General features: G+C 54.3%; 30 protein-coding genes. 18 read left to right on the top strand and 12 right to left on the bottom strand.

The features are described 5' to 3' along the window. The first annotated feature begins 52 nt into the window (after positions 1–52). Positions 53–1,327, top strand: coding sequence for a geranylgeranyl reductase family protein (locus CGL_RS02395; protein ID WP_011013675.1), 1,275 nt, complete (start codon positions 53–55; stop codon positions 1,325–1,327). Here CGL_RS02395 and CGL_RS02390 read toward each other — a convergent pair. The 7 genes from CGL_RS02390 to CGL_RS02360 form a co-directional block, all read right to left on the bottom strand. After that, a complete protein-coding gene (locus tag CGL_RS02390; protein WP_011013674.1) occupies positions 1,311–2,003 on the bottom strand; it encodes a demethylmenaquinone methyltransferase in 693 nt (230 codons plus the stop codon). The two genes, CGL_RS02395 and CGL_RS02390, sit on opposite strands and share 17 nt — an antisense overlap. Before the next feature lie 24 nt (positions 2,004–2,027). Beyond that, a complete protein-coding gene (gene cycA / locus CGL_RS02385) occupies positions 2,028–3,389 on the bottom strand; it encodes a D-serine/D-alanine/glycine transporter (protein ID WP_011013673.1) in 1,362 nt (453 codons plus the stop codon). A gap of 129 nt (positions 3,390–3,518) precedes the next feature. Next, positions 3,519–4,742: a glycosyltransferase family 4 protein gene (locus CGL_RS02380; RefSeq protein WP_011013672.1), complete on the bottom strand. Its 1,224-nt coding sequence runs from the start codon at positions 4,740–4,742 to the stop codon at positions 3,519–3,521. Positions 4,743–4,865: 123 nt separating this feature from the next. Continuing rightward, on the bottom strand, positions 4,866–5,309 hold the full coding sequence (locus CGL_RS02375; RefSeq protein ID WP_011013671.1) for a DUF3592 domain-containing protein: 444 nt from the start codon (positions 5,307–5,309) through the stop codon (positions 4,866–4,868). Beyond that, the gene (gene menD, locus CGL_RS02370; RefSeq protein WP_011013670.1) at positions 5,310–6,941 is read right to left on the bottom strand and encodes a 2-succinyl-5-enolpyruvyl-6-hydroxy-3-cyclohexene-1-carboxylic-acid synthase; all 1,632 of its coding nucleotides are present in this window, start codon (positions 6,939–6,941) and stop codon (positions 5,310–5,312) included. Between the two features lie 10 nt (positions 6,942–6,951). Further along, positions 6,952–7,968, bottom strand: coding sequence for an o-succinylbenzoate synthase (locus CGL_RS02365; RefSeq protein WP_011013669.1), 1,017 nt, complete (start codon positions 7,966–7,968; stop codon positions 6,952–6,954). Between the two features lie 11 nt (positions 7,969–7,979). Beyond that, the gene (locus CGL_RS02360) at positions 7,980–8,585 is read right to left on the bottom strand and encodes a peptidase E (RefSeq protein ID WP_020948511.1); all 606 of its coding nucleotides are present in this window, start codon (positions 8,583–8,585) and stop codon (positions 7,980–7,982) included. A gap of 28 nt (positions 8,586–8,613) precedes the next feature. Between CGL_RS02360 and CGL_RS02355 the strand changes: the two genes are divergently transcribed. The 14 genes from CGL_RS02355 (at position 8,614) to menE (ending at position 20,158) form a co-directional block, all read left to right on the top strand. After that, complete coding sequence (locus CGL_RS02355) at positions 8,614–8,895, top strand: 4a-hydroxytetrahydrobiopterin dehydratase (RefSeq protein WP_011013667.1); 282 nt, start codon at positions 8,614–8,616, stop codon at positions 8,893–8,895. 11 nt (positions 8,896–8,906) lie between these two features. After that, positions 8,907–9,866, top strand: a complete 960-nt coding sequence (locus CGL_RS02350) for a 1,4-dihydroxy-2-naphthoyl-CoA synthase (protein WP_003860502.1) — start codon at positions 8,907–8,909, stop codon at positions 9,864–9,866. A 515-nt stretch (positions 9,867–10,381) separates the two neighbouring features. Next, complete coding sequence (locus tag CGL_RS15610) at positions 10,382–10,606, top strand: hypothetical protein (RefSeq protein WP_231838285.1); 225 nt, start codon at positions 10,382–10,384, stop codon at positions 10,604–10,606. 694 nt (positions 10,607–11,300) lie between these two features. Then, positions 11,301–12,578 (top strand): inorganic phosphate transporter, encoded by a 1,278-nt coding sequence (locus CGL_RS02340; RefSeq protein ID WP_011265565.1) that lies wholly within the window; start codon positions 11,301–11,303, stop codon positions 12,576–12,578. Next, positions 12,578–12,841 carry a hypothetical protein gene (locus CGL_RS02335; protein ID WP_003860492.1) on the top strand — a complete coding sequence of 88 codons (264 nt, stop codon included), beginning with the start codon at positions 12,578–12,580 and terminating at the stop codon, positions 12,839–12,841. The genes CGL_RS02340 and CGL_RS02335 overlap by 1 nt, the downstream gene beginning before the upstream one ends. 132 nt (positions 12,842–12,973) lie before the next feature. After that, positions 12,974–13,348, top strand: a complete 375-nt coding sequence (locus CGL_RS02330) for a hypothetical protein (protein WP_020948510.1) — start codon at positions 12,974–12,976, stop codon at positions 13,346–13,348. Further along, positions 13,345–13,764, top strand: coding sequence for a thioesterase family protein (locus tag CGL_RS02325; protein WP_011013664.1), 420 nt, complete (start codon positions 13,345–13,347; stop codon positions 13,762–13,764). Before CGL_RS02330 ends, CGL_RS02325 begins: the two co-directional genes overlap by 4 nt. Before the next feature lie 3 nt (positions 13,765–13,767). Beyond that, positions 13,768–14,520 (top strand): amidohydrolase family protein, encoded by a 753-nt coding sequence (locus CGL_RS02320; RefSeq protein ID WP_011013663.1) that lies wholly within the window; start codon positions 13,768–13,770, stop codon positions 14,518–14,520. Positions 14,521–14,665: 145 nt separating this feature from the next. Then, the gene (locus CGL_RS02315; protein WP_003860484.1) at positions 14,666–14,983 is read left to right on the top strand and encodes a DUF3349 domain-containing protein; all 318 of its coding nucleotides are present in this window, start codon (positions 14,666–14,668) and stop codon (positions 14,981–14,983) included. A gap of 12 nt (positions 14,984–14,995) precedes the next feature. Then, the gene (locus CGL_RS02310; protein ID WP_011013662.1) at positions 14,996–15,880 is read left to right on the top strand and encodes a LysR substrate-binding domain-containing protein; all 885 of its coding nucleotides are present in this window, start codon (positions 14,996–14,998) and stop codon (positions 15,878–15,880) included. A 93-nt stretch (positions 15,881–15,973) separates the two neighbouring features. After that, the gene (locus CGL_RS02305) at positions 15,974–16,924 is read left to right on the top strand and encodes a 5-dehydro-4-deoxyglucarate dehydratase (protein WP_003860476.1); all 951 of its coding nucleotides are present in this window, start codon (positions 15,974–15,976) and stop codon (positions 16,922–16,924) included. Beyond that, positions 16,921–18,483, top strand: coding sequence for an aldehyde dehydrogenase (NADP(+)) (locus CGL_RS02300; RefSeq protein WP_011013661.1), 1,563 nt, complete (start codon positions 16,921–16,923; stop codon positions 18,481–18,483). The genes CGL_RS02305 and CGL_RS02300 overlap by 4 nt, the downstream gene beginning before the upstream one ends. Positions 18,484–18,567: 84 nt before the next feature. Then, entirely contained in the window at positions 18,568–18,975 is a 408-nt protein-coding gene (locus tag CGL_RS02295) for a DoxX family protein (RefSeq protein ID WP_006286612.1), read from the top strand. 52 nt (positions 18,976–19,027) lie between these two features. Next, the gene (gene menE / locus CGL_RS02290; RefSeq protein WP_011013660.1) at positions 19,028–20,158 is read left to right on the top strand and encodes an o-succinylbenzoate--CoA ligase; all 1,131 of its coding nucleotides are present in this window, start codon (positions 19,028–19,030) and stop codon (positions 20,156–20,158) included. On the opposite strand, the gene CGL_RS02285 is transcribed toward menE, so the two are convergent. Then, a complete protein-coding gene (locus CGL_RS02285; RefSeq protein WP_003855600.1) occupies positions 20,155–21,021 on the bottom strand; it encodes a hypothetical protein in 867 nt (288 codons plus the stop codon). The genes menE and CGL_RS02285 overlap by 4 nt on opposite strands. A 139-nt stretch (positions 21,022–21,160) precedes the next feature. Between CGL_RS02285 and CGL_RS02280 the strand changes: the two genes are divergently transcribed. Continuing rightward, positions 21,161–22,057 (top strand): 1,4-dihydroxy-2-naphthoate polyprenyltransferase, encoded by an 897-nt coding sequence (locus CGL_RS02280; protein ID WP_011013659.1) that lies wholly within the window; start codon positions 21,161–21,163, stop codon positions 22,055–22,057. Positions 22,058–22,118: 61 nt separating this feature from the next. Here CGL_RS02280 and CGL_RS02275 read toward each other — a convergent pair whose 3' ends face one another. Beyond that, a complete protein-coding gene (locus CGL_RS02275; protein WP_231838284.1) occupies positions 22,119–22,454 on the bottom strand; it encodes a DUF4229 domain-containing protein in 336 nt (111 codons plus the stop codon). A gap of 94 nt (positions 22,455–22,548) precedes the next feature. Between CGL_RS02275 and CGL_RS02270 the strand changes: the two genes are divergently transcribed. Together CGL_RS02270 and CGL_RS02265 are read left to right on the top strand one after the other, a co-directional pair. Continuing rightward, complete coding sequence (locus CGL_RS02270; protein WP_011013657.1) at positions 22,549–22,851, top strand: hypothetical protein; 303 nt, start codon at positions 22,549–22,551, stop codon at positions 22,849–22,851. A 104-nt stretch (positions 22,852–22,955) separates the two neighbouring features. Next, a complete protein-coding gene (locus CGL_RS02265; protein WP_011013656.1) occupies positions 22,956–23,315 on the top strand; it encodes an ArsR/SmtB family transcription factor in 360 nt (119 codons plus the stop codon). Here the strand turns inward: CGL_RS02265 and CGL_RS02260 are convergent. The 3 genes from CGL_RS02260 to ccsB form a co-directional block, all read right to left on the bottom strand. Next, positions 23,312–23,785 (bottom strand): RidA family protein, encoded by a 474-nt coding sequence (locus tag CGL_RS02260; protein WP_011013655.1) that lies wholly within the window; start codon positions 23,783–23,785, stop codon positions 23,312–23,314. The two genes, CGL_RS02265 and CGL_RS02260, sit on opposite strands and share 4 nt — an antisense overlap. A 10-nt stretch (positions 23,786–23,795) precedes the next feature. After that, positions 23,796–24,599 carry a M24 family metallopeptidase gene (locus CGL_RS02255; protein WP_011013654.1) on the bottom strand — a complete coding sequence of 268 codons (804 nt, stop codon included), beginning with the start codon at positions 24,597–24,599 and terminating at the stop codon, positions 23,796–23,798. Positions 24,600–25,307: 708 nt separating this feature from the next. Then, positions 25,308–26,321 carry a c-type cytochrome biogenesis protein CcsB gene (gene ccsB / locus CGL_RS02250; protein WP_003855590.1) on the bottom strand — a complete coding sequence of 338 codons (1,014 nt, stop codon included), beginning with the start codon at positions 26,319–26,321 and terminating at the stop codon, positions 25,308–25,310. Between the last annotated feature and the right edge of the window lie 12 nt (positions 26,322–26,333).

Here is a 26,333-nt window from a genome sequence, read left to right as displayed (position 1 = left end):
GAAGGCACTTGAAGCACCTTGGGTTAGTCTTCTTGCTCTCCGGACTGAGACAATGGGGTTTGTGTCTACAACTTTTGATGTGTTGATCATCGGCGCGGGCCCCTCAGGTGCCAGCGCCGCCGTCCATGCGGCCAGGACTGGGCTTCAAACATTGCTTATCGACGCCTCCTCCTTCCCGCGGGATAAAACGTGTGGCGATGGCCTTACTCCCCGTGCGATTCACCAGCTAGAACTTCTAGGTGTTGCTGATCAGGTTACCGGGGATTATTTCAACAAGGGCTTGAAACTGCATGGTTTTGGTGGCTCTGTTGAGGCGCCGTGGCCGGAGACATATTTCACGAATAAGGGTTCCGCGATGTCGCGGATGGAGTTCGATGATTTGTTATTCCGCTTGGCAAAATCTCATGAGGAAGTAACCACGTGGGAGAACGCGAGCGCCCAAGACCCCATTTTGAGGGGGAATTTCTTGGAAGGCGTTGTGATTAATCACGCAGGGCAAGAGAAAACCGTCAAGGCGAAGCATGTGATTATTGCCGATGGTGTCCGCTCCCCTTTCGGTAAGAAACTGGGTAGGCAGTGGCAACGCGATGAGGTGTATGGCATTGCGGCTCGTGCTTATTGTGAAACTCCGCTGTCTGATGAACCGTGGATTCACTCCCATGTGGAACTGCGCGATGAAGATGGTGTGGTGCAGCCAGGATATGGGTGGATTTTCCCGCTGGGCAACGGCACGGTGAATTTGGGTTGTGGCGCGCTCTCGACGGATACGAGACCAGCGAAGATCAATACGAAGAAATTGTTGAGCTTCTATGCGGGTCAGCGTCGTAAAGCATGGCAACTCGGGCCCGAGCACGACGTCGCCTCTGCCCTGCTGCCTATGGGCGGCGCGGTGTCGAATGTGGCTGGCGCGAACTGGATGCTGATCGGCGATTCCGCCGCGTGTGTGAACCCGCTGAACGGCGAAGGCATCGACTATGGCCTGGAAACCGCGGCGATGGCCGTCGACACGCTTGTGGAAAACCCCAAGCGCGATTTGACCTTGGTATGGCCACATAGGTTGCGCGACGCGTACGGCGAGACCTTCATGTTGGCGCGCACGGCTGCTCGACTGCTGACGTACCCGCAGTTTTTGCCGATGGCTGGGCCGCTCGCATTCCGCGGGCCGCTGCAAAAGGCCATCATGCCGGCGGCTGCGCGTTTGATGGGCAACCTGATCACAGAGGAGGATAAAGACCTGCTCGCCAGGGGTTGGCAGGCCGCCGGATCCGCGATTAGTTGGGCGCGGAAGGGCTCCCCTCTGTGGGACTCGACTAGTTCTCTGGTTTAATCGCCGAGTGCAGCGCGACGATGCCGAAGGTCAGGTTCTGCCAACCGCAATCTGACCAACCATTCTGGTTGATCTCCCGTGCTAGTTCCGCCTGGCTAGGCCATGCGCGGATGGAATCAGCCAGGTAAATGTAGGCCTCCGGGTTGGACGATACTGCGCGCGCCGCCTGGGGCAGCAGGCGCATGAGGTACTCCTTGTACACGGTGCCGAACACAGGGATCACGGGGGTGGAGAACTCCGCCACGGTGAGGCGTCCACCAGGTTTAGTCACGCGGGCCATTTCTTTCAGGCCAGCGCGGAAATCGTGAATATTGCGCAGACCATAAGAAATGGTCACAGCATCAAAGCTGTTGTCTGCAAACGGCAACTGCATGCCATCGCCCACAACCTTGGACACATCGCGGTCTTTACCTGCGGCGAGCATGCCCTGGGAGAAATCACACGCCACACAAAACGCGCCGGATTTTGCCAACTCCACGGTGGAAACGGCTGTTCCTGCAGCTAGATCAAGCACCTTCTCCCCTGGCTTGAGGTCCAGGCGCTGCCTAGTGCGCTTTCGCCACACACGGTCCTGACCAAAAGAAAGCACGGTATTGGTGAGATCGTAGTTCTTTCCGACGTCATCGAACATTGACGCTACGTCGAAGGGGTCCTTGTCTAAATCTGCTTTAGCCACGCGTTCGAGTCTAACCCAGGAGCTTTAGTGGGAGGTTATTTGGCTGCGATGCTTAGCGCCCTTAGCTCCACCGATGGACAACCAACCGATACCCAAAATGATGAACCACACTGGCGTCGCGATGAGCGCTGCACGGGTATCCGGCTCCAGGGACAGCACCACCAACATCGCTGCGAAGAACACCAACACCACAACTGCCATGACCACGCCGCCAGGCATTTTGAAAATCGACTTTTTGTGTAATTCCGGGCTGTTGCGGCGGTAGACGATATAAGCCACCAAAATGTAGGACCACACCACCATGAACAACACCGAAGAAACCGTGGTGATCAGTGTGAATGCCTCGATGACAGTGCCGCCAGCGTACAGCAAACCCACCGCTGGAATGAGGCAAATCACAGAAAAAGTCAATCCCCTGGCTGGCACCAAGTTCTTGGACAACCGGCTCCACCGTTTCGGAGCTGCGCCTTCCAAAGACAATCCATACAACATGCGGGAGGTGGAGAAAATACCACTGTTGGCAGACGACGCTGCAGAAGTGATGACCACAAAGTTAATGATGCCTGCCGCCGCTGGGATTCCTGCCAGCGCGAACATCTGCACGAATGGGCTGTTGTCAGCACGGACCTGATCCCATGGGGTGACCATCATGATGACAGCCAACGCCAAAACATAGAACACCACGATGCGGATGGGAATGGAGTTGATTGCCCGAGGAAGCGTCTTGGTGGGATTCTCAGTCTCTGCAGCTGCAGTGCCGGCAAGTTCAATCCCGACGAACGCAAAGATAGCGATCTGGAAACCAGCCAAGAAACCGGTGATGCCGTTGGGGAAAAATCCGCCATGCTCAATGAGGTTGTTGAACTGCGCGGTGGTGCCATTAGGTGATTCAAAGGCTGTGACCACCATGAAAAGTCCCACGACGATCAAGGACACGATAGCCACGATTTTGATGATGGCGAACCAAAACTCCATCTCACCGAACAGTCGTACCGCAGCCAAGTTCAGGGCAAACAGCAACGCAATGGTGAGCACACCTGGAAGCCACAATGGGATCTCAGGCCACCAGTATTGGGTGTATCCAGTGATCGCCACGATGTCCGCCATGCCTGTGGCAATCCAGCAGAACCAATATGTCCAGCCGGTGACAAAACCTGCGCCAGGACCCAAAATATCAGAGACCGCATCGCGCAAAGATTTGTAATTCAAATTGGCGAGCAGCAGCTCTCCCATGGCACGCATGACGAAGAAAAGCATGAAACCAATAATGGCGTACACCAAAATTACTGATGGCCCCGCAACGGAGATCGTCTTGCCGGACCCCATGAACAGACCCGTACCGATCGCTCCGCCGATGGCGATGAGCTGAAGGTGTCTATTGCTCAAACCGCGCTTGAGGTGCGGTTCGTGATTCTCCTGGACTGCTGAATCAGAAATGGTCGTGCTCCTTGGGAATATAAGGATGTGAAGCGTTAATGGGCGCTAATCCTACTCCCATGGATTAATTCTGCAGAGTTAAGCCTCGATGCTGATGCGGGTGCGAACACCCAGCGCGCGAGCAACCCACAGTGGAAGCTTTGCTACTTCAGCGCTAGGGCCAAAGAATGTCAGTGGGATGCGCTGTGACAATGCGATTACATCCGCGTAGTGCTGGAGAAGCTGGGTGCACAAAGCTTCCCAGGTCTTGTCTTTCACACCTTCCCAAGCAGCTGCGCACATTTCGGAGTGGCGGGAATCGTCCAAAATCCATTCGGCTGCAGCGGGGAGGGTTTCCTTGAAATCTACAACATCAAGAAGCAGGCCGTTGACGCCTTCGTTGATCAAATCAATGGGACCACCTGCGCGTGGGCCAATGGTGGGCACACCTGATGCTTGGGCTTCCTGGATCGCCTGGCAGAAGGTTTCAAACTCACCTGGGTGCACAAACAGATCGAGTGATGCGTAGGTGGTGGCTAGTTCCTCGCCGCCGAGAGCTCCTGTGAAGATCGCATCCGGCATCATTTCCTGCAGGTACTTGGCCTCTGGGCCATCACCGACGATGACCAATTGGATGTCTGAGCGTCCGGATAATCCAGCAAGGCACTCCACGCCCTTTTCGGATGCAAGGCGCCCAACGAAACCAACGATCTTCTTTGCTCCACTTGGATCCCAAGACTTACGTAGCGCTACGGAACGCTTTCCAGGGTGGAAACGCTTGGAGTCCACGCCCCGAGCCCAGTGGAAAATATCATTAATTCCGTGGTCACGCAGCTCGTCAATGCTCATGGATGAGGGAGCAAGGGTGCGCTGGCACATGTTGTGGACCGTCTTGATCCATTCCCAGCTTGCAGTGGCCAACGGTGCCAGGTGGTAGCGCTGGGAGAACCCTGCGACATCAGTTTGATAGATAGCAATTGCTGGGATGCGCAGCTGCCTTGCTGCGAATGCTGCCGCTCCACCGAGCACAAATGGGGATGCCAGGTGAATGATGTCTGGGTTGTACTCGCGCAGCACAGAGGTAACTGAGGGCAGAGGAACACCGATGGGCAGTGAATCAATCAGTGGGACCCGAACGGTGGGGACGCGCACAATTTCAAAGCCCAGGTAGTGGCCGATTTCTTCTTCAAAATCCCGGGCACCCGGCGCGATGACGAGCGCGTCGTGTCCGTTGGCTTTCAAATGCTCCAACACCCGGAGCACCGAGTTGGTGACTCCGTTGACATTTGGAAGGAACGACTCTGCAACAATTGCTACCCGCATGGGCCTTATTATCTCCACATCATGCCTACATCGCAGTTAACCGAACATGGCTTTATCGAGAACTTTATTTAAGTGTTGAGATCTTTTCGGTTACATCCTGGTGAATGCTCCCGGCATAGAGCTTTACACTGTGGTTTCGTTGGCGTCGTCGGATCGTCTTCCGAATCTGCCCACTCCCAGCCATAGTACTGACCAGGTAGCGGTGGCGACAGCTGCGACACTAAGCGCTGGGATGATGGACAGTGTCCACTTGCGGCCTTCTACTTTGACCAGGTCTGGATCTGATTTGGCGTAGTTCACCCACACGCGTTGCCCCTCGCCCAGTCCCGTGGGGAACAACAGGCCGGTGGCTGGTGAGTGATAGATGCCGTTTTCATCTTGGAAATCCACCGTTGTGCGGTAGCTGCCGACGTTGGTTACTTGTGCCAAGGCGCGCCCGGAGTTGCCTTCGATAGTGCGGTCGTTAAGGAATGGCCCGATCACCATGGAGGCTGCTCCGAGCATCGCTGCTATAAAAAGGACAATGAGCAGTTGTCGGGCCCGTCGGCGCACTTGGTACCACTCCATTTAGTGCACCGTGTCCATGAGAGCTTGCTGTTGTGCACGGCGGGTATCTCGGACGGTCGAAGCTTCAATAATGGTGAATCCGGATACTTCGGTGGTATCAACTAGCGCGATGATGAGGTCTTGGAGGTTGTCTACCACTTGGTGTTCAATGCCGTAGCCTGCGCAGAGATCCGCGATGGACGCGTCGTGTGGGGTACCGAAAGCACGCTCGAAGTTGGGGCGGAGACCATCTGCGCCGGTTTCTAGGAGTTCGAAGATTCCGCCACCGTTGTCGTTGGAGACCACGATGGTGAGGTTTTCTGGGCGTGGTTCATCAGGGCCGATGAGCAGTCCGCCAATATCGTGAAGGAACGACAGATCGCCCAGAAGGGCCACAGTGCGTGGCGCGCGGATTTCATCGGGGTGGCGGGACTGCACAGCAAGTGAAGTGCCGATTGCTTGAGCAACAGAACCATCAATGCCTGCGACACCTCGTGGGGAGAAGGTATCCACGCCATCAAAAGGCATACCCACCAGGGAGAGGTCACGGATTGAGTTGGATGCTGCAGCAAAGAGAGTATCGCCGGTGCCTAAGGTATCCGCCACGGCTGCGGCAACATGGAGGCCGGTGAAACCGAATTCTTGGTTGTCCAGGACGTCACGCACACCATCGGCCGCAAGTTCTGATGCTGCCGAACAGATCTTTAGCCACTGCTTTTCCTGGGTGCCGGTGACTTTCACTGTGCTGCCCACCTGATCGGCATGGCGGCCGGGATCAGTGATGATATCGGTGCGTGAAAGCACAGTTAATTTAATGCCAGGATCTGACATCAACTTCAACACTCCGCGGTGCAGCGTGGGGTGTCCCACCACGATCACATGATCAGGCCTGGTGTTTACCACATAGCCTTCCGCGGAGACCTGCTCCTTCAGCAAGATTTCAGCAGCCAGTGGGTGCACCGGATTATAAGGCTTTGGTGCAGTAGGTTCAGCGATGGTGGGCACATCTTCCAGCCCTTCCACTTCCCATGCTTCATCACCGGCAATCACGAGGGTGTGCTCCCCCAGGTCCACGGTCACCTCACCGTGGTTGATCCAGCGATGCGTCCATGATGCTCCAACTGCCTCACCATGAAGCTCTGGCAGTTCAGGAGCAACCAAAGGAACATCAAGTGCAAGATTGAAATGACGCGGAATCTGGGAAGCCCCCTGAGCAAGGCTTTCAGCAATCTGCGCTACCTGATCCAGCTCAGTGATACCGACCGTCGGTGCAAGATCACCAAAAATACCGGTCTGGTTAATCGTTTGGCTCGCCCCCGTTCCCACCAAATGTGCAGGACGGTCAGCAGAGAGCACAATCAACGGGATATGGGCATGCGCAGCTTCAGCAACAGCAGGCAGGCAGTTAGCTACAGCCGTGCCGGAGGTCATCACCACAGCCACCGGCCGGGCCTGGGTACGCGCTAGGGACAGCGCCAAAAATGAGGCGCTGCGCTCGTCGATACGCACATGGACACGCAGATCCTGCCGCGCCAGCAACTCAAGCGACAACGGTGAGTTCCTGGATCCTGGGCATAACACCACGTCAGTGACGTGTGGTGCGAGGGAATCAATAACGGCGCGGGCAAGATCTTGAGCTGGCGTGCTGGACATGCACAACAGTCTAGATCGTCTCCAGGTACGGATACGATTCACGCACGCGCTCAAACCACCAATCACGCCTATCTTTGCTGGCAGCAAGCGTTTCCAAACGATCCATTTCCGGGGCAATTACACGCGTTTCCATGAACCCATCAGTGATTGCGTGCGGGGTCGCGACATCCTCCAGGAACAACTGCGAAGTCGCAAGACCCGCCGCCGCTGGTGGCACATCAATGAGATCGTCATCATCCAACTTCGGCAACGCCGCCACCGCAGCCAACCCAGCATTCATCCCCACAACCGTGTCCAACGCACTTGCTACAGTGATGTCCATCGTGCGCGCCCGCAAATGTTGCACCACCTCAAGTACCCTTTTCACACCACCCAAAGGAGCAACCTTCACCACAGCCACATCCGCAGCACGCAGATCCGCCACCCGATAAGGATCATCAGATTTTCTGATCGATTCATCCGCTGCAACGCGCACAAAAAGTCCGCGCCGCTGCACCGTCATGCGCACTTCCGCCAGTTCCTCCACGGTGGCACACGGCTGCTCTAAATAATCCAACGGCGCCAACGCCTGAGCCGCCTCCACCGCCTGCTCCACACTCCACCCACAATTGGCATCAACACGGATGATCGCGCCGGGGCGTGCCTCACGGGCAGCGGCAACTCGCGCGATGTCATCAGCCAAGGTCTGGCCTGGTTCCGCGACCTTTACTTTGATGGTGCGACAGCCTGGGAAACGGTCCAAAACTTCTGCCACTTGATCGGCCGGAACAGCTGGGATGGTGGCATTGACTTCCACGCGATCACGCAACGGCGCCGGAAAACCCTCCCACGCTGCTTCAATGCCGGACTTTAGCCAACTGGCCGATTCTTGCGGGTCATACTCAAGGAAGGGCGCGAACTCTCCCCAACCAGCAGGGCCTTCAATCAGCAAAGCCTCCCTGGTGGTGACGCCACGAAACTTCACACGCATCGGCAGCGACACCACGTGGGCGCGCTCTAGAATCTCATCAACAGTTGGGGTGCTCATGGGGAACCATCCTAAATTAGGTGGACGCCGTGGTCGTCGATAAGCAGTGCCTGTCCATCTTTAAGCAGGACCAGCGGGAATTCGGCGCCGTAGGTGCGCACGGTTTCCGCAAACACATCGATGGGAAATTGCGGGATCGTGCCACCAGCATGGGGCACCACGACATGCTCGCACAGGCCTAGACCTGAATAGTCGCTTAAATTCGGCGCGACATCGGGGCTATCCAAAAAGCTGATCGGTTCAATCGAAGGACCTGCAATTACCGCGCCGGCGCTCGTTCCAATATACGGTAGACCAGCGCGAACATGCTTAATCAACACCTCATCATTGCCTGTGGAACGCAGCAGCCACATCAGATCAAAAGTCTCACCGCCCGCCACATACACCCCATCAACCTCACCAAGCACCCGATCCACTTCCTCCGGAGTCGACGTGGAAATCGGCAGCTCACGAATGCTCAAGCCGTGCTCGCGCAGCATATTTCGCTCCGTCTCCATAAAAGGAGCAGCCTCGGGACTATCAGCAAAAAGCCTGGTCGCATCAGGGATATACGCCACGGTACCGCGTACAAAATCCCGAATATGATCATGGCCAAAGGAGGTCAGCAGTAAGCGCATGTGCGCCATTTTAAGGCAAGATGGGGCCATGAATTCGCTTTTCGACGTCTCCCCACACTGGTCCTCCGCCAACGCCAAGCTCACCGCACATTTCAACACCGGAAAATTCTCCACTGGCATGAAATTTGTCAACCTCATTGCCGACTCCGCAGAAGAAGCCAACCACCACCCCGATATCCTTCTCACCTATGGTTTTGTGGAAATCACCCTCACCAGCCACGATGTGGGTGAGATAACCGACCGTGATGTCGCCCTAGCAAAAGTCATCGACGCCCACGCCAAGACCTTGGCCATTTCGGCAGAGGCTTAAGGTTAAAGATTATGAGCAACTACAGCACCGACAACCCTTTTGATCCCACCCAATGGGCCACCGTTCCAGGTTTTGAAGAATTCACCGACATCACCTACCACCGCCACGTGGGCACCACCCGCGCCGATGGCATCGTGCGCATCGCCTTCGACCGCCCCGAAGTTCGCAATGCTTTCCGCCCCCACACCGTCGACGAGCTTTACCAAGCCCTCGACCACGCGCGCCGCACCCCAGATGTTGGAACCATCCTGCTCACCGGCAACGGCCCCAGCGAAAAAGACGGTGGCTGGGCGTTCTGCTCCGGCGGCGACCAACGCATCCGCGGCCGCTCCGGCTACCAATACGCCACCGAACACGCGCGCGACGATGCCACCGCTGATGTCTCCACGGTAGATATTGCCCGCACCAAAGTTGAAGGCGGACGCCTCCACATTTTGGAAGTCCAACGCCTCATCCGCACCATGCCTAAAGTTGTCATCGCAGTAGTCAACGGCTGGGCAGCCGGCGGTGGGCACTCCCTCCATGTCGTTTGCGACCTCACCATCGCTTCCCGCCAAGAAGCACGCTTCAAGCAAACCGACGCTGACGTGGGATCCTTCGACGCTGGCTACGGCTCCGCCTACCTAGCGAAAATGGTCGGACAGAAAAACGCCCGCGAAATCTTCTTCCTCGGACGCACCTACGACGCCGAACGCATGCAACAAATGGGCGCAGTCAACATCGTGGCCGACCACGGCGACCTAGAAAAAGAAGCCATCCAAGCAGCCCGCGAAATCAACACCAAATCCCCCACCGCGCAACGCATGCTGAAATTCGCCTTCAATCTCACCGACGATGGCCTCATGGGACAACAAGTCTTCGCCGGCGAAGCCACCCGCCTGGCCTACATGACGGATGAAGCCGTAGAGGGTAAGGAAGCATTCCTAGAAAAGCGCGAACCCAACTGGAATGAATTCCCTTACTACTACTAGTGAGTTCATGGGGTCCTAAAACACTTACCGGGTACGAGCTCGGCTGTCTTAATTGTTTTTCATGCCCAGCCTCCGCCTCACTTTGAGAGGGGGAGGCTTGCTTTCCTTTTTTACAACGAGACCGCCGGAAGAAAAACCAGAACAGGTTACGCTTTAACATGTGGAATCGCAGCTAGTTGCCTATATAGACGAATCATCAGCCATGCGATCCCAAAACCGCCAAGATTACATGGTGTGCGCGGCTATTATTGATTCTGTCAACTCGGACGCGATACGCACTGAACTCATACCGTTACGCCTTCCAGGTCAGATTAAGCTGCATTGGACAGACGAGCGTGAGAGTCGTCGCAGAACGATAGTCAAGACATTATCCACCCTTGATTCCATGCAAGCTGTAGTTACTCATCGCAGCGAGATAAGTAAAGACAGAACGCTACCGAAGGAAATGCCTCGAAAATATGTATTTTGAGCTATCCAACATGGGAGTCCAATAGGTCGTCCTGGAAAGTCGACAAGTGGCTCAAAATAAAAAGGACATCGAACATATCGTCGCACTACAAGGGCGTGGACAAGCCTCAAAGATTCGTATAGTACACATCCGGGGCGGAGATGAACCTTTACTCTGGATTCCAGATATTTTCTTAGGAGAAATTAACTCTAACTATCTTGGAAATGATCTCTACTGGAAACAATTGCAAGACAGAGTTGTTCTCAATTCATTAACCCCGGAATCACTATGAGAATAAAACAAAGCGAAGACCCTAGGTCCAGTCGTCCGGCTGGGGTCCTAGGGTCTTCTTCCTTCACTGTCGTAACAGGAGGCAATGCTTTCATGCTATCACGATCCCCCTCATGGGTGCACCGCTCAATCCCTTTTATTCGGACATCGAGTTATCCATATGAATGCGGAATCGCCATTGGTGCTATACCAACTACCATTCGCCTTCAAAAGCTGATCTGTGCACACCGTAAATGAAGTTAAAAACATTTTCCGTGAAGCTTTAGCTGAAATCAGGATGAGAATCTTAATTGCCAGCAACAAACTCCCTTGTCACGCTCAGCTCATCTCCATTGACACACGGTGAGGGGAAAACTTCGGCACTCCAAAAGTACGCACATGTAGTTTCTGAAATTCAGGAACTTTCCACCCCCGAAACTCGTTAATATCAGCAAGATCAAAAGAATTCACTCACTGTTCATCTTGTTGGTTCCTTGATTTAAGGTTTTTACTTTCTTAAGTAATTTAACGAATTTGGTCTCGAAACTGACCTAAAACCCCATGTTGCTAGTTGGTGCAAACCAATAATAGCTATAGCCCCAATACAAATGGTCACCCCAATCATGGGGAATTCGAACTCTATCCTGGGCATTTACCGTCAGAAAATCCAAAATCGACATTTGGTTTCTACGCTTTTTAGGGCATACTTCCCAATCGTGACCGAGCTGATTATTTTATTGATTGTTATCGTGACGGCGCTCGCCTTCGATTTCACAAACGGATTCCACGACACCGGCAATGCGATGGCCACATCCATTGCCACAGGCGCTCTAAAACCTAAAGTCGCCGTGGCACTATCCGCCTCACTGAACCTTGTTGGCGCATTCCTCTCTGTAGAAGTTGCGACAACTGTTGCCAAAGGCGTTGTTGACCTCGACCAATTCGACCTAAGCAATGCCTGGGATTCCCACCAGCTCCTGCTTGTCGTCTTCGCCGGCCTCATTGGCGCCATCGTCTGGAACCTTCTGACCTGGCTGCTAGGCATTCCTTCCAGCTCCTCTCACGCACTTTTCGGTGGCCTCATTGGCGCCGCAATTGCTTCACTCGGTTTCGGCGGAGTGGTGTGGGAAGGTGTCTTGTCCAAGATGATCATCCCAGCATTGGCTGCACCAGTTGTTGCAGGTCTCGTGGCCGCCATCGGCACTTTCGCCGTGTACAGCATCACAAAGGCAGTTGGAGACAACGAGAAGAACCGTTACTTCCGCTGGGGTCAGATCGGCTCCGCTTCCTTGGTTTCCCTGGCACACGGCACCAACGATGCCCAGAAGACCATGGGCGTTATCTTCCTTTCCCTGGTTGCCACCGGTCACCTGGGAACTGACGCTGACATCCCATTCTGGGTCAAGGCTACATGTGCATTGGCAATCGCAATCGGTACCTACTTGGGTGGTTGGCGCGTTATCCGCACACTGGGCAAAGGCTTGGTTGAGATTGATTCCCCTCAGGGCATGGCAGCAGAAACTTCTTCTGCAGCAATCATTTTGACTTCTTCCCACTTCGGTATGGCACTGTCCACCACTCACGTTGCTACTGGCTCCATCATGGGTACCGGCATTGGACGTAAAGGGGCGAAGGTTCGTTGGTCCGTCGCAGGACGCATGGCAATGGCCTGGGTTATCACCCTCCCTGCCTCCGCGATCGTTGGCGTTTTCTGCTGGTGGGTAGCTCACGGAATTGGTCTTATCAGCTCAGACCTCCTCGGAGTCCTCGTTGCATTCGCCATTCTGGTCATTCTGTCTGGCTACATTTACGCCCGTTCCCGTCGCGTGCCTGTTGATCCAAGCAACGTCAACGCTGACTGGAATGAAGAATCAAACAGCGTGGAACCTGCAACACCTTCCGCCCCGGCTGCTTCTGAGATTACAGAAGCTCCTGCCGCTCCAGCCGCTCAAGCCGTTCAAGATCTCAACAACGAGAATGAGGTAACCAAGTAATGAACTTCGCTACTATTTTCGGAAGCATCTTTGAGGTCACCCTCGTGGGCATTTTGCTCGGCGCAGGCCTTCCAGCCCTTTTTGCATTAGGAATCCGCTTTGCTCACAGCCCTTCTTCCAACGGCACCAACGCTCTTGGAAAAATTGCTTCAACCATCTGCTTTGCCATCATTGCGGTTGCTATCATCGCTGGCATTCTCTGGGTCACCAAAGCAACGATCTACCAGTACTCTGGTTTCGACATTTTCGGCACTGAAGGCTAAAAGCACCAGCTGCGAATAACAACTTTCTCCAAACCAGGTCTCTTCAAAGGGGCCTGGTTTTTGTCATTCCAGAGACCTATATGAGAAGTTTTTCCAAAAGCAAGATGCTTTACTGACCTGTAAGTTATGGTGATGGCGTGTACTCGACAAGCGGAGAGAAAATCCTCTCCGAAGCCACTCGGCTGTTCTACGCCGAAGGACTCTGCGCGATCTGAGTCGACCGGGTCGTGGCTGAATCCGGCCTGGTCGCCGCAGTTCTTTAACGCCGTAGTGATACCAGAAAATGGGACATCACCGAATACCTGGATTCGCCACACGCTCACCGAGCTTTCCGCTCAAGATGGCCTGGCGAACCCAGCAAAGTGCGGGTCATTCTTTTCATTGCTTATCGACGGCGCCAGCGTCCGTGCCATCACCACCGGCGAGATCACTGGCATCGTGGACGCAAAACAAACAGCAACAGAAATTATTAACATCCGACGCAACGCTTCAGGAGAGTCCTCATGAAAGAGACACTGACCACCGGTTTAACCCACCAAATGACCTACATAGTGCCAGCAAACCGCACAGTTCCGCATCTGCTTCCCGAAGCAGCAGAATTTGAAACCATGCCAGATGTCCTGGCCACTGGATATATGGTCGGCATCATCGAGTGGGCCTGCATGGAACTTCTGCGTCCCCATTTGGACGACGGTGAAATCTCGCTGGGCACTCATGTGAACTTCTCCCACGCAGCTCCAACGGTTCCTGGATCCACGGTCACCATCGATGTTGAGGTGACAGAGATCAACCGTCGTGCAGTTACCTTCAACATCACTGCAGCTGATGAGTTCGCCACCATCAGCACCGGCACCCACCAGCGCGGTGTGGTTAACCGTGAGAAGTTTGTCTCCCGTCTGCCTGAAGCACCTAAGGAAAACTAAATCATGGCCAAGTTGTTTGATTCCCATTTCCATATCATCGATCCCCAGCACCCACTGATCGAAAACAACGGCTACCTCCCCGAGCCTTTCACCGTGGAGGATTACACTGCGCGTGTTGAAGGCCTCGAAGTTGCTGGCGGAGCGATTGTTTCCGGTTCTTTCCAGGCTTTCGACCAGGGCTACCTCAAAGATGCTCTCGCAGTGCTTGGCCCAGGCTATGTCGGTGTCACTCAGATCCCCGCAGATACCTCTGATCAGGAGATTCTTGATCTGGACAAAGCTGGCGTGAAGGCTGTGCGTTTAAACTTGAAGCGCGGTGGTTCGGCAGGTCTTGACGATCTCGAGACCTTGGCACGCCGAGTCCACGACCTAGCCGGTTGGCACACCGAACTCTATGTGGATGCTCGCGAACTAGACGAGTTGGAATCAACCTTGGCCTCCCTCCCTGCTGTCAGCATTGATCACTTAGGGCTCCACCGCGATGGACTTCCCGCACTTCTTCGCTTGGTAGAAAATGGCATTAAAGTCAAAGCAACCGGATTCGGACGGGTAGAACTAGATCCAACTGAAGTCATCCAGGCAATCATGGCTGTCGATCCCACTGCTTTGATGATCGGAACTGATCTTCCATCCACCCGCACTAAGCGACCTTTCGAAGACGCTGACCTAGATTTGATCGCTGAAACGGTTGGCGAAGATCATGTCGACAACGTCTTCTGGAACAACGCTGCAGCGTTCTACCTCGGAGACCAGTAGTTTTAAGACCCGAAATGTCTCTCCCGCTTTTAAGTTAAGCGGGAGGGACATTGCTATGTCGTGAGTTGTAGTAACCCCAAAGCCCACGGATTAATCAATAGTGAAATTCAATGATTTTCTTTTCCCACAGGCCTAAACTTAAATCATGAGCCACAACGACAGCCCAAACTTTGCTCGCCGAGCGCTCAATTGGCTCCGCCAAGGTTATCCAACCGGTGTTCCGCGGCACGATACTTTCGCTCTGTTTTACGTTTTGGAGCGCGAACTTACTGAGGAAGATCTCAATGAGCTCGCAGAGCTTCTCATCGCGGAAGGTGAGAACAATGGGCTGCACGATAATCCCATTACGCGTGAAAAAATCGGCAAGCTGATCACGCATGTTCACAGTCAGCCACCTGAGGATGAAGACATCGATCGAATTCAGAAAAAGCTGCAGGCTGAGGGCTTCCCCACCCGCAATTAATTAATTGGAGTTTTGTTGTTCACTCTTGAACAGTTGCGGTGTTTTGTCGCCGTCGCCAATCATCTTCATTTCGGAAAAGCTGCTGCAGAGCTATCCATGACGCAGCCGCCGTTGAGTCGTCAGATTCAAAAGCTGGAGAAGATCGTCGGTGCAACCCTGCTTGATCGTGACAACCGCAAGGTGGAACTGACCACTGCGGGTTTCGCATTTTTGAAGGATGCTCGCCTCATTCTCAATTCCACCGAGAAGGCGGCTGAGCGCGCACGATTGGCTAGCTCTGGCATGTGGGGACAGCTCAATATTGGATACACCGCTGCAGCGGGTTTTTCCATTCTGGGCCCGACGTTGAATCAGTTGCATGAGAAGATGCCGGGGGTCAGTGTCGATCTTTTTGAGATGGTCTCCACCGAGCAGATCGCCGCCTTGGAATCTGGGCTACTGGATCTTGGCATTGGCCGATTGAGCTCGCCAGTTGAGGGTCTTCAAACTCGACGTCTCCAGGCAGATTCCTTGGTTCTTGCAGCTCCGAAGGGGCATCCACTTCTTGATCAGAATCGACCACTGTTGCGGAAGCATCTGACTGGGGTTCCTTTTCTGCAGCACTCTCCCACCAAGGCGAAGTACCTCTACGACATCGTTGTTAGAAACTTCACGATCAATGATGCGCAGGTGCAACATACGCTGAGCCAGATCACCACGATGGTTAGTCTGGTGGCCTCTGGACTGGGTGTTGCGCTGGTTCCGGAGTCTGCGAAAAAACTCAATTACAGCGGTGTTGAGTATCGCCATTTTTATGATCTACCTGTTGGTTTAGCGGAGCTGCAGGCTATTTATTCCACCTCGAATGATAATCCTGCGGTGCGGAAATTCATCAAAAACATTGACGATACCTTTTAAGCATTTCAACATGCCAAACTAATCTTGGACAGGTATCACTGGCTCCTCTTAGACTCCAAAGTGTCTTAGAAAACACTCACCCAAGGAGCCCTCATGGCACGCTTTTCACCACAAGATCTCGCAGACCACCTCAAGGATGGACTGCTCTCTTTCCCGGCCACCGCTTTCCAAGATGACCTCGAAGTAGATGAAGCTGCTTATGTCGAGCACATTGAATGGCAGTCCAGCTACCCAGTCGCCGGCCTCTTCGCAGCTGGCGGTACTGGCGAAGGATTCAGCCTTACCGTTGAGGAAAACCACCGTGTCACTCAACTTGCAGTTCAGGCGTCCAGCCCGGAAGTTCCCGTGTTGGGGTCTGCTACTGGCTCAACTAAGTCTGCCATCGCAAACGCACAGGGCGCAGAGGCAGCAGGCGCTGAAGGTGTCCTCCTGCTTCCTCCCTACCTCACCGAATGCGACGCAGAAGGCCTGTACAACCATGCAGCCGCAGTCTGTGAATCCACTTCTCTTGGTGTCATCGTGTACAACCGTGCCAATGCCATCTACTCCCCAGAGGTTATCGCTCGACTCTCTGAGCGCTACCCCAACTTCATTGGATTTAAAGATGGCACCGGAAACATCGAGCACCTAGCAAAGATCACCACGCTATGCGGAGATCGCCTGTTCTACCTCGGTGGACTTCCCACCGCTGAGACCTTTGCACTACCACTGCTTCAGATGGGCATGAGCACCTACTCCTCTGCAATGTTCAACTTCATTCCAGATTTCGCACTGAGCTTCTACGCCGATGTTCGTGCGCAGGACAGCGCAGCAGTAAAGCAGAAGCTGAGCGATTTTGTGCTCCCCTACTTGGATATCCGCGATCGCGCACAAGGCTACGGTGTCTCCATTGTTAAGGGCGGACTCAAGGCTGTTGGCCGCAACGCTGGCGGCGTTCGCCCACCACTGCGTAACCTTTCCGAGCAAGATATCGCGGACCTGTCGGATTTGCTTGCCACCTCTGGCGCAGGTTCCTACCGCCTTCCAGTTGAGGTGAAAGCATGATCACCGCAACCGCACTGCATGGGTGTTCACTGATTGATGGCGAGTGGGTCGCTGGAAAAAATGGTGAGATTACAGGATTCGATCCGCGCACCAATGCGAGTCTGAACCCTTCCTACTCTTTAGCAAACAGCGCACAGCTGCGCGCCGCCACAACATCGGCGAAGCGAGCTTTTGAAAGCTACCGACTCACTACTCCAGAGGTTAGAGCAGATTTCCTGGATTCCATCGCTGACAACATCGATGCGCTATCCGGCGAGATCGTGCAACGGGCGAGCCTGGAGACAGGTTTGGGAACTACCCGACTCACAGGCGAAGTAGCCCGCACCAGCAACCAGCTCCGCCTGTTTGCAGAAACCGTGAGAAGCGGACAGTTCCACCGAGTACGCATTGAACGAGGACCGCGGATTGATCTTCGCCAGCGTCAGGTTCCGTTGGGACCAGTCGCGGTATTCGGGGCAAGCAACTTCCCCGTCGCTTTCTCTACTGCTGGTGGCGATACAGCATCAGCGTTGGCTGCAGGCTGCCCTGTGGTTTTTAAGGCGCATAATGCGCACCCTGGAACAGCTGAGCTCGTCGGGCAAGCGGTGCGGGGAGCCGTCGAAAAGCATGAGTTTGATGCTGGTGTGTTTAACCTTGTCTACGGCCGTGGCGTGGAAATTGGCCAGGAGCTGGCTGCGGATCCGAATATCACGGCAATCGGTTTTACCGGTTCACGCCAGGGTGGTTTGGCACTGTCACAGACTGCGTTTAGCCGCCCAGTTCCCGTTCCAGTCTTTGCAGAAATGAGTGCCACCAACCCTGTGTTCGTCTTCCCCGGCGCGCTGGCGGATTTGGATGCATCGAGTTCCTTGGCTGAGGCGTTTACCGCTTCCGTCACCGGCAGTTCCGGGCAATTGTGCACCAAGCCTGGCCTCGTTTTCATCCCGCGCGGTGTTGTTGGTGATGCTTTTGTGGCGCTCGTAGCAGCCAAATTTAAAGAAACCACGGGTCAAACGATGCTCACGCAAGGCATCGCTCAGGCATGGCAGCGCGGAGTCGACAACCTTGCAGCACAGCCAAGTGTAAAAATCCTCGCCCAAGGCACCCCCGGAGATGGAGAGAACGCGCCGGGCCCGGTGGTGTTTGAAAGTGATGTGCAGGCGTTGCTAAATAATGTGGTGTTGCAGGAAGAAATCTTCGGTGCGGCATCGCTGGTGGTGCGTTATGATTCCCCGGATCAACTCCACCAAGTAGCCAATTCACTCGAGGGACAATTAACAGCCACGATCCACGCATCCCAGGATGATTTCCAGGAAGTCTCGAAACTTATCCCCCTCTTGGAGGATCTCGCGGGCCGTGTTCTTTACGGCGGCTGGCCAACGGGTGTGGAAGTTGGGCACACGGTTATCCATGGAGGCCCTTATCCGGCGACCTCAAATGCGCAGTCGACAAGTGTTGGAACCCTGGCAATCGAGAGATTTATGCGCCCGGTTTCTTATCAAACTTTCCCGGCTGAGCTGCTTCCAGATCCAGTTTCTGAGGCGAATAAATGGGCTGTACCTCGGGAAATAGACCGTTAATAGCTGGTCTTTACATTTGCCAGAAAGCTCCGACGAAACCCCAATAGTTGACACGGAAACTAATTCATTCTAGCTTTAGTGACCATGTCAACTACCAGGGAAATTGCATTCCTCATCGCACGTATCCTCTTGGGCGTCATCCTCATCGCCCACGGCTGGGACAAGTTCGCCATCACAGGACTTGAAGGCGTCACCGGCTTCTTCGATTCACTCGGCATCCCAGCAGCCGGCATCGCCGCAATAGCTGCTGCAGTCGTCGAGCTCCTAGGAGGAATCCTTATCATCCTAGGAGTATTTACCCGCATCGTTGCCGCCTTCGTTGCCATAGACATGCTCTTCGCAGCACTGTTTGCGCACGTCTCCTCCGGCATCTTTGTCACCAACAATGGTTGGGAACTCACCGGCGCAATCGGCGCTGGCGCGCTGCTTCTCATCGCAGTTGGCGCAGGTGCATGGAGCATCGACGGGGTTCTGGCAAAACGCAAGGCCTAAATCTAGCGCCACAACTCCGAATTCTGAACCATCGGCACTAGAATCTCGGAATATGAATACTCGCGTCCTCGAAGCACTACCTGTTGATCTTGCAGATCCCACCGCAATTCTGGGAGATCTCGAGGACGCAATCTCTGGGAAGAAAACTTTCCTCCCCATCCCTGTACAAGATAAAACCCGTGCACAGTTGCTGCGCGATTCTCAACGAGTTGGCCTCGCCATCGATCCTTCGATCGCTTTGGTGATGGCCACTTCTGGTTCTACAGGTACCCCGAAGGGCGCTCAGCTCACTCCGTTGAATTTGGTGAGTTCCGCCGATGCTACGCATCAGTTTTTAGGTGGCGAAGGCCAGTGGTTGCTTGCCATGCCAGCACACCACATTGCAGGCATGCAGGTGCTTCTTCGAAGCCTCATTGCTGGAGTTGAGCCACTAGCTATTGATCTCAGCACAGGTTTTCACATTGACGCTTTCGCAGGCGCCGCGGCAGAACTGAAAAATACCGGCGACCGCGTCTATACATCCTTGACTCCAATGCAGTTACTTAAAGCAATGGACTCCTTGCAAGGCATTGAAGCCCTGAAACTTTTTGATGTCATTCTTGTTGGCGGTGCTGCATTGTCTAAGCAGGCCCGAATTTCTGCGGAGCAGCTAGACATCAACATTGTCACCACCTACGGCTCCTCAGAGACTTCAGGTGGCTGCGTTTATGATGGCAAGCCCATTCCCGGCGCGAAAGTCCGTATTTCGGATGAGCGCATTGAGTTGGGTGGCCCGATGATTGCGCAGGGCTACAGAAATGCACCTGAACATCCGGATTTCGCCAACGAGGGTTGGTTTACCACCTCTGATTCAGGTGAACTCCACGACGGGATTCTCACCGTGACTGGTCGCGTGGATACCGTCATTGATTCCGGTGGATTGAAGTTGCACCCAGAGGTACTGGAACGTGCCATCGCAGATATTAAAGGTGTCACCGCGGCGTGTGTTGTGGGTATTCCCGATCCCCGATTAGGCCAAGCAATTGTGGCCGCGTACTCCGGATCGATCAGTCCGTCTGAAGTTATTGAAGGCCTCGACGATCTACCTCGTTGGCAGCTTCCCAAACGGCTGAAGCATCTGGAATCTTTGCCCAGCATTGGTCCTGGAAAAGCTGATCGACGTGCTATCGCGAAGCTGTTTTAGTCTTCATTCTTGCTGGCTGCAACTAGTTTTGCCACATCTTCATCGGTGTACACTTTGGCGATCTGCTCATCATTTCCACCCATGAGGGTGTTGCCAACAACTAGTGCTCCCACTTGGGTGGTGGGCACGACAGCGAAGTGTCGGGGCTGAGCGTAGACCTGGCGAATAGGGTGATCAGAGCGCAGTGCGCAGGCATGCAGCCATACGTCATCGGCGCGCTTGCAGTTCTCAAGGAATACATCGCCCTGGGAGACCACATAATCAATGAAGGTCACGGGGTACAAAACGCCTGACACTCCCGTGGCAAAGTGCAGGAATGACGCTTTTGAGGTGTCTGCGGCACTCCATTTAACGTACGGGAGCATTCGGTCGTCGCGAAGCTCAATTCTGTGCGCCCGGTAGGCGACAACCGCATCCATGCGCAGGTCGCCAATAAAAAGCAAGCGCTGCAGGAACCACTCGGGGTAGATCATGTCATCGTCGACGGTGGCGACACGCACGCCGGTGCCGTGGATTTCTCGGAATTGGTTCCAGTATTTGGTGTGGGGGCCGTAGAAGCCGTCGCTGCACCGTACTTGCAGACCGCGGGCGACAAGTCGCTTAATGGTGGCAGGCCACGGCGCATCAAAGTCTGGTTTGTCCAACCACAGCACAATTGGTGCTTTCACATGGCCGCGTGCGATCGATTCGATGGTGAAGTGAACGTAGTTAATTCGCTTCCCATGGGTGGTCAATGAGATCACCACATCGCCGGTTTCCGGGATGCGTCCCCTGGCAACTCGATTTCGCGCTGCTAGTGGCAGCATGCGCAAAAGAGTAAGAAAAACACTGGCGATCTGTCGAACCGCATAACCAACCCACATAAACTTCTGCGACTCCTCCTCGATCGACTATGGAACCTATCTATTCATTTCACAATAGCGTTTCACACTCCCCCATAGCCTGCCGAACGTATTTCAAGCAATTGCGCGATCGAGTATGTGATGGGGAAAGATAGAGGTTATGTCTCACACGGAACCCCAGCCGAATTCTGTAACTTTGTCCGATTGGATTCAAGGCGCACGCCCGCGTACCTGGGCAAATGCGTTCGCGCCTGTCATTGCCGGTTCAGGTGTCGCCGCTTTTCATGATGGTTTTGTGTGGTGGAAGGCCTTGCTGGCGCTTGTCGTGGCGTGGGCTTTGATCATCGGTGTGAATTACGCCAATGATTACTCTGATGGCATTCGTGGCACCGATGAAGACCGCACCGGTCCTCTGCGACTCACTGGTTCTGGGTTGGCTGAGCCGAAGAAAGTGAAAGCTGCGGCGTTTATTTCTTTCGGTATCGCAGGTGTCGCCGGCACCGCGCTGAGCCTGTTGAGCGCGTGGTGGCTGATCCTCATCGGCATCCTGTGTGTGCTGGGCGCGTGGTTCTACACCGGCGGTAAAAATCCTTATGGTTACCGCGGGCTCGGCGAGATTGCTGTGTTCATCTTCTTCGGCCTCGTCGCGGTCATGGGAACGCAGTTCACCCAAACCGGTTCCGTCAGCTGGGCCGGTTTGGCCGCCGCAGTTGGCGTGGGGTCGATGTCTGCTGGCGTGAACTTGGCCAACAATATTCGCGATATTCCAACCGATAGCAAGACCGGAAAAATTACCCTCGCGGTCCGCCTGGGCGATGCGGGTGCTCGTAAGCTGTTCCTCGCGCTGATTTCCACGCCGTTCATCATGTCCATCTGCCTGGCGTTTGTCGCCTGGCCAGCGCTGATCGCGATCATCGTTTTCCCGCTGGCACTGAAAGCCGCAGGGCCGATCCGCAACAACGCCACCGGCAAGGATCTCATCCCCGTCATCGGCTCAACAGGGCGCGCCATGGCGTTGTGGGCCGTGCTCACGGGCCTGGCATTAGCGTTTAGCTAAAACGCTTTTCGACGCTCCCCTCCCCTTTCCTCTCGCTTCCGCAAAGAACGAGGGGAATTTTTTAGCGGTCCGCCAGCTCGCTTCGAACCCATTCCTTGTGGGCCTTGCGCTGTGCATCCCACTGGGAAACAGCCTGGGTGGCATTCATGCGCAGTTTGCTGAACACCAGCATGGACAATGGGAACGCCACAATCAGAGCCAGCATCGCAGACATAACGAGTGGCACAGGCGCACTAATCAGCAGAGCCAGGCTATGAATAATCAAGGTCAGCACGACGAACAGAAGCAAACGTGCCAGACCGTAAATCAGCACGTTTTTCCGGGCAGCTTTTTGTAGTTCCGGGTTTAATTCCGGCGCTTGGTGTGTCTGGAGATTGGGGGTATTGGACTCACTCACATATTCAACCCTACTCAATACATACCGATACCCAAGAATGCCTCAAAGTTCCGTATTGTGGGAGGTTGAAGCAAATATTTAAGGAGAGGTTCAAGTGGGTAGGCTTTTGCTGATTATTTTGGTTATCGTCGCAATCGTCTTGCTGTGGAAGGCCTTCAAGCCATCTACATGGAAGCGTAACGCGGAGATCAATCAGGGCCAGGCACCTCGTGCAGTGAAAGGCCCCGACGATGATGAAGAATTCTTGTGGAATATTGAAAAGAATCGCTTCAAACAGCGTCGCGCCGACGAGGCTGCCCAATTAGAAGAGGAAGAACGTCTCAAACGGGCCAGGGAACGCTACGCAAAGCCTGAAAGCTCAGAAGAAGGTCCAGAGAAGCCCACTGAGGATTCTTAAAAGGGCTTCTTTAAAAAGATTTTCAATACCCCTGTAATCGGGTGTGATGCATTCAATTCACTCAATCAATTCACTTAGGCTTGCCATACCTATATATTGAGTGAATGACCTCCGTTATCCCATCCAGCGCAGACAGTGCCACAGAGCAGCGCTTCGCGCCGCTAAAATCCGTACCCAGCAGGATCACGGACATCGCCGAAGAGGCCAGCGATTTCTACAAGGCACTCGGTGACACCACCCGCCTAGAAATCTTGTACCTGATTTTCACTACAAAAAGCTCGCGGGTGAGCGCGAATGCCCTGGCACACACACTCAATATTTCCGCCCCCACGGTGACCCACCATATGAAAAAGCTCATCGCAGCTAATTTGGTCAACCGTGAACAATGCGGAAAGTGGGCGTATTTCAGCATTAATTCCGCTCATATTGATACGGTTGCTGAAATTTTCGCCCACGCGTCCTAAACTTCGGCGGCCTCGGTGACCGCAACGACAGCATCCAATTCCACTAGTGCTCCCTGGGGGAGAGTATTTGTGGGTAGTGCTGTGCGTGCATGTTTTCCGGCCTCACCCAACACTGCCTCAAGGAGCTGGGATGCACCGTCGGCCACTTGAGGCTGCTGAATAAAGTCATCGGAGCTATTGACCCACACATTCAGTTTCAGAATTTGGGCCACATTGTCTAAACCGATGGATTGGTGGATTCTGGCCAGCAGATTGATGGTGGCTACCTCTGCGGCGTGGATTCCTTCTTCTAATGTTGCGTCTTCGCCAACTCGTCCGGCGAGGATGTCTCCCGCTGCGGTTCGTGAAATCTGCCCCGATACATAGAGGGTGTTTCCTTGGCGGTTGAACGGTACGTAGGAATACTGCGGTGCTGGTAGATCAGGTAATTCAATACCCAAGCGCTGAAGGTTTTCTGCAATTTCTGTCACTGGGTTCTCCTTAGCGCTGGCTCAAAATGTAGGTCTTGTCTGCGCCGATGTACCACAGATCCTCGGTACCAATGGCTACACCGTTGTAGCGCCAAGGGATCTCCGCGGCACCATAGGAGCCGTGGTGAAGAATGTGCTTGTATCCAGGGCGAAGCTCATTGGCAAAGGATTCCTGCTTGCCCATGAGGTGGCCAACATTGCGCTTGCGGTAGATGGTGTTGAAATCGGTGTCGGCACCCAGCATTCCGATGTCAATCATGCGAGGTAGCTGCGGGCTTAGGTAATCAAGGGTTGCTTCGTGCACGTCAGCGCAGATCACGCCCGGGCGCAGCTGCCCGATGATGCCTTCACGAACCACCTTGAAGAAGTACTCATAGGCTTCTTGGCCAGCGGCGGTTCGAGGCAGGGACCTCGCCATATCTGAGGTACCCAGCACCACGCCGTCCTTCTTTACTGCAACACCGGCGTCGAGCTGAATGCATCGGGTTTCTGCGTTGATCGGGAAATCCACAGGAGGTCCAGGGAAGAGCATTCTGTTGGAGGAGTGCAGGTTGGTGAAGTAGGGCTCGACATCGAAGGTGAATTGGAGGGCGTAATCTTCCAACTCTTCCAAGTAGTGAGCATAAATGTCGAGCTCGGTGAACTCTTCGCCACGCTCAAGGCGGCTGTTGGTCCATTCCAGGGTGTTTTCCATAATGGTCACGCTGGTGCGCGATGCGATTACTTGGAATGGCAGATCTTCGGAATCCCGCACGTCACGCCAGTGGCCGAGCTTTGTTTGGATGGGAATGATCTCCCCTTCCGTCAGGCTCAATGCCCGAAAACTGTCGAATCAAACCAAGCGCTCCCCCTCAAACAAGCTCCTTGGTTTAATACATACACGCCACCCGAAAAGCCACCCCAACCTCGAAAAACTCGACCCCTTAAATCGCCAGAGAGGGCCTCCCTAAAAACCCTTCCTATCCGTTGGCTAAATGGCGTGCACGTATGAGCGGGTGAAAGCCACGATCCAACGAAAGTCAAAGACAATGTGGGGCACGAGAAAGAGTAAAGCGTGCGATTGGAACCAAGGAGACGGATTTTCGAGCCCCCTCTGGCCTAATTCTTCACTTTCAACTCCCGAAAACTGTCGAATCAAACCAAGCGCTCCCCCTCAAACAAGCTCCTTGGTTTAATACGTACACGCCACCCGAAAAGCCACCCCAACCTCGAAAAACTTGCCCTCCCAGAATCGCTTTTAAGGGCCTAGCCCCACCCAACCCAGACACACACCCATTCGAAAAACCCGCCCCCTTAGATCGCCTTTAAATGAGATTCCGGGAAGTACCTGTACTTTCGTGGACTAAGACATTCCCCCTATGACTGCTTCAAGGACTGATGGAAAGCCAAAGGGATGACAAATAATCGACTAGGCAAGCACACAATGCCCCTAAATCCATGAGCGCCCCCAAAAAACAACAAACCCGCCCTCGCTCAATGAAGAACGAGGGCGGGTCTCACTAACCCCGCCAACCAAAAGTGCTTAGTTCAGTCCGGCGTAAGAGTGCAGACCAGATACGACCATGTTGATGAAGAACAGATTAAAAATCATCGTGACCAGCGCCAGGATGTTGATCCATGCAGCGTTGGTGTTGCGCCAACCAGCAGTTGCACGTGCGTGGAGGTAACCAGCGTAGAGAACCCAGGTGATGAAGGAGACTGTTTCCTTAGGATCCCATCCCCAGAAACGACCCCAGGCTGCTTCTGCCCAGATGGCACCCAAGATGATGCCCAGGCCGAAGATTGGGACAGTCCAGATCGCGGTCTTGTATGCCAGGTTATCCAGGGTTTTTCCGGATGGGAGTGGTTTTGCTACTGCGCCGAAGAAGCCCTTTTCTTTACCCTTTGGTTGCCACATGCGCAGTAGGTACAGCAGGGATGCAATACCGGAGACGATACCGATGGATGCGCCGATGGAGACGGAGGAAACGTGGATCGGGAACCAGAAGGACTGCAGTGCTGGAACGACTGGTGCTGCGTCGGAGTACAGCTGGGTGCCACCGTAGAAGAGCAGTGCCAGCATTGGGGTGAGGATCCATGGCCATACCACGCGGAATTGTGGGCGCTGCAGGATGAGTACGGCTCCGATCATGGCGAAGAGGGTGACCATGAGGATGTATTCATACAGGTTGCCGAAGGGGAATCGGCTGGCAGACAGCGCGCGCATCACGACGGATACGAGGTGCACCATGACGCCGAGCCACATGAGAGATTGGGTCATGTTGGCTAGTTTGCGTGCGGTTTCTTCGCGTTTTGCAAGGTCTTCGTCGGCGAGGACACCGTCGGCGATGTCATCAGGCAGGTCAGTATCAACATCAGCGCTGCCGCCTGCACCAACGAGTTCGCTGACGCGGGTTTGCTCGCGGCGGGCGTCGATAATGCCTTGTTGTTTTACGTAGTAGACGAGGGAGAGGATGAGTGCCAGAACGTAGATGATGTATGCCGATACGAAGGCAGTGTCTGAGAACTGCGCATACGTTTGGTTGACGGGCAACATAATTTTCCAACC

Origin of the sequence: Corynebacterium glutamicum ATCC 13032, from assembly GCF_000011325.1 — a bacterium.
Lineage (GTDB): Bacteria > Actinomycetota > Actinomycetes > Mycobacteriales > Mycobacteriaceae > Corynebacterium > Corynebacterium glutamicum.
Note: the sequence above shows the minus strand (reverse complement) of the source record. Positions and strands in the feature narration are given on the sequence as shown.

Excerpts from the sequence above, each read along its gene's own strand:
- CGL_RS02395 (WP_011013675.1), top strand. The coding sequence starts at position 53 with ATGGGGTTTGTGTCTACAACTTTTGATGTGTTGATCATCGGCGCGGGC.
- menE (WP_011013660.1), top strand. The coding sequence starts at position 19,028 with ATGAATACTCGCGTCCTCGAAGCACTACCTGTTGATCTTGCAGATCCC.
- CGL_RS02320 (WP_011013663.1), top strand. The coding sequence starts at position 13,768 with ATGGCCAAGTTGTTTGATTCCCATTTCCATATCATCGATCCCCAGCAC.
- CGL_RS02375 (WP_011013671.1), bottom strand. The coding sequence starts at position 5,309 with ATGGAGTGGTACCAAGTGCGCCGACGGGCCCGACAACTGCTCATTGTC.
- CGL_RS02305 (WP_003860476.1), top strand. The coding sequence starts at position 15,974 with ATGGCACGCTTTTCACCACAAGATCTCGCAGACCACCTCAAGGATGGA.
- ccsB (WP_003855590.1), bottom strand. The coding sequence starts at position 26,321 with ATGTTGCCCGTCAACCAAACGTATGCGCAGTTCTCAGACACTGCCTTC.
- CGL_RS02380 (WP_011013672.1), bottom strand. The coding sequence starts at position 4,742 with ATGCGGGTAGCAATTGTTGCAGAGTCGTTCCTTCCAAATGTCAACGGA.
- CGL_RS02265 (WP_011013656.1), top strand. The coding sequence starts at position 22,956 with ATGACCTCCGTTATCCCATCCAGCGCAGACAGTGCCACAGAGCAGCGC.
- CGL_RS02325 (WP_011013664.1), top strand. The coding sequence starts at position 13,345 with ATGAAAGAGACACTGACCACCGGTTTAACCCACCAAATGACCTACATA.
- menD (WP_011013670.1), bottom strand. The coding sequence starts at position 6,941 with ATGTCCAGCACGCCAGCTCAAGATCTTGCCCGCGCCGTTATTGATTCC.
- CGL_RS02355 (WP_011013667.1), top strand. The coding sequence starts at position 8,614 with ATGAATTCGCTTTTCGACGTCTCCCCACACTGGTCCTCCGCCAACGCC.
- CGL_RS02365 (WP_011013669.1), bottom strand. The coding sequence starts at position 7,968 with ATGAGCACCCCAACTGTTGATGAGATTCTAGAGCGCGCCCACGTGGTG.
- CGL_RS02315 (WP_003860484.1), top strand. The coding sequence starts at position 14,666 with ATGAGCCACAACGACAGCCCAAACTTTGCTCGCCGAGCGCTCAATTGG.
- CGL_RS02350 (WP_003860502.1), top strand. The coding sequence starts at position 8,907 with ATGAGCAACTACAGCACCGACAACCCTTTTGATCCCACCCAATGGGCC.
- CGL_RS02330 (WP_020948510.1), top strand. The coding sequence starts at position 12,974 with ATGGCGTGTACTCGACAAGCGGAGAGAAAATCCTCTCCGAAGCCACTC.
- CGL_RS02335 (WP_003860492.1), top strand. The coding sequence starts at position 12,578 with ATGAACTTCGCTACTATTTTCGGAAGCATCTTTGAGGTCACCCTCGTG.
- CGL_RS02280 (WP_011013659.1), top strand. The coding sequence starts at position 21,161 with ATGTCTCACACGGAACCCCAGCCGAATTCTGTAACTTTGTCCGATTGG.
- CGL_RS02295 (WP_006286612.1), top strand. The coding sequence starts at position 18,568 with ATGTCAACTACCAGGGAAATTGCATTCCTCATCGCACGTATCCTCTTG.
- CGL_RS02300 (WP_011013661.1), top strand. The coding sequence starts at position 16,921 with ATGATCACCGCAACCGCACTGCATGGGTGTTCACTGATTGATGGCGAG.
- CGL_RS02360 (WP_020948511.1), bottom strand. The coding sequence starts at position 8,585 with ATGCGCTTACTGCTGACCTCCTTTGGCCATGATCATATTCGGGATTTT.
- CGL_RS02285 (WP_003855600.1), bottom strand. The coding sequence starts at position 21,021 with ATGTGGGTTGGTTATGCGGTTCGACAGATCGCCAGTGTTTTTCTTACT.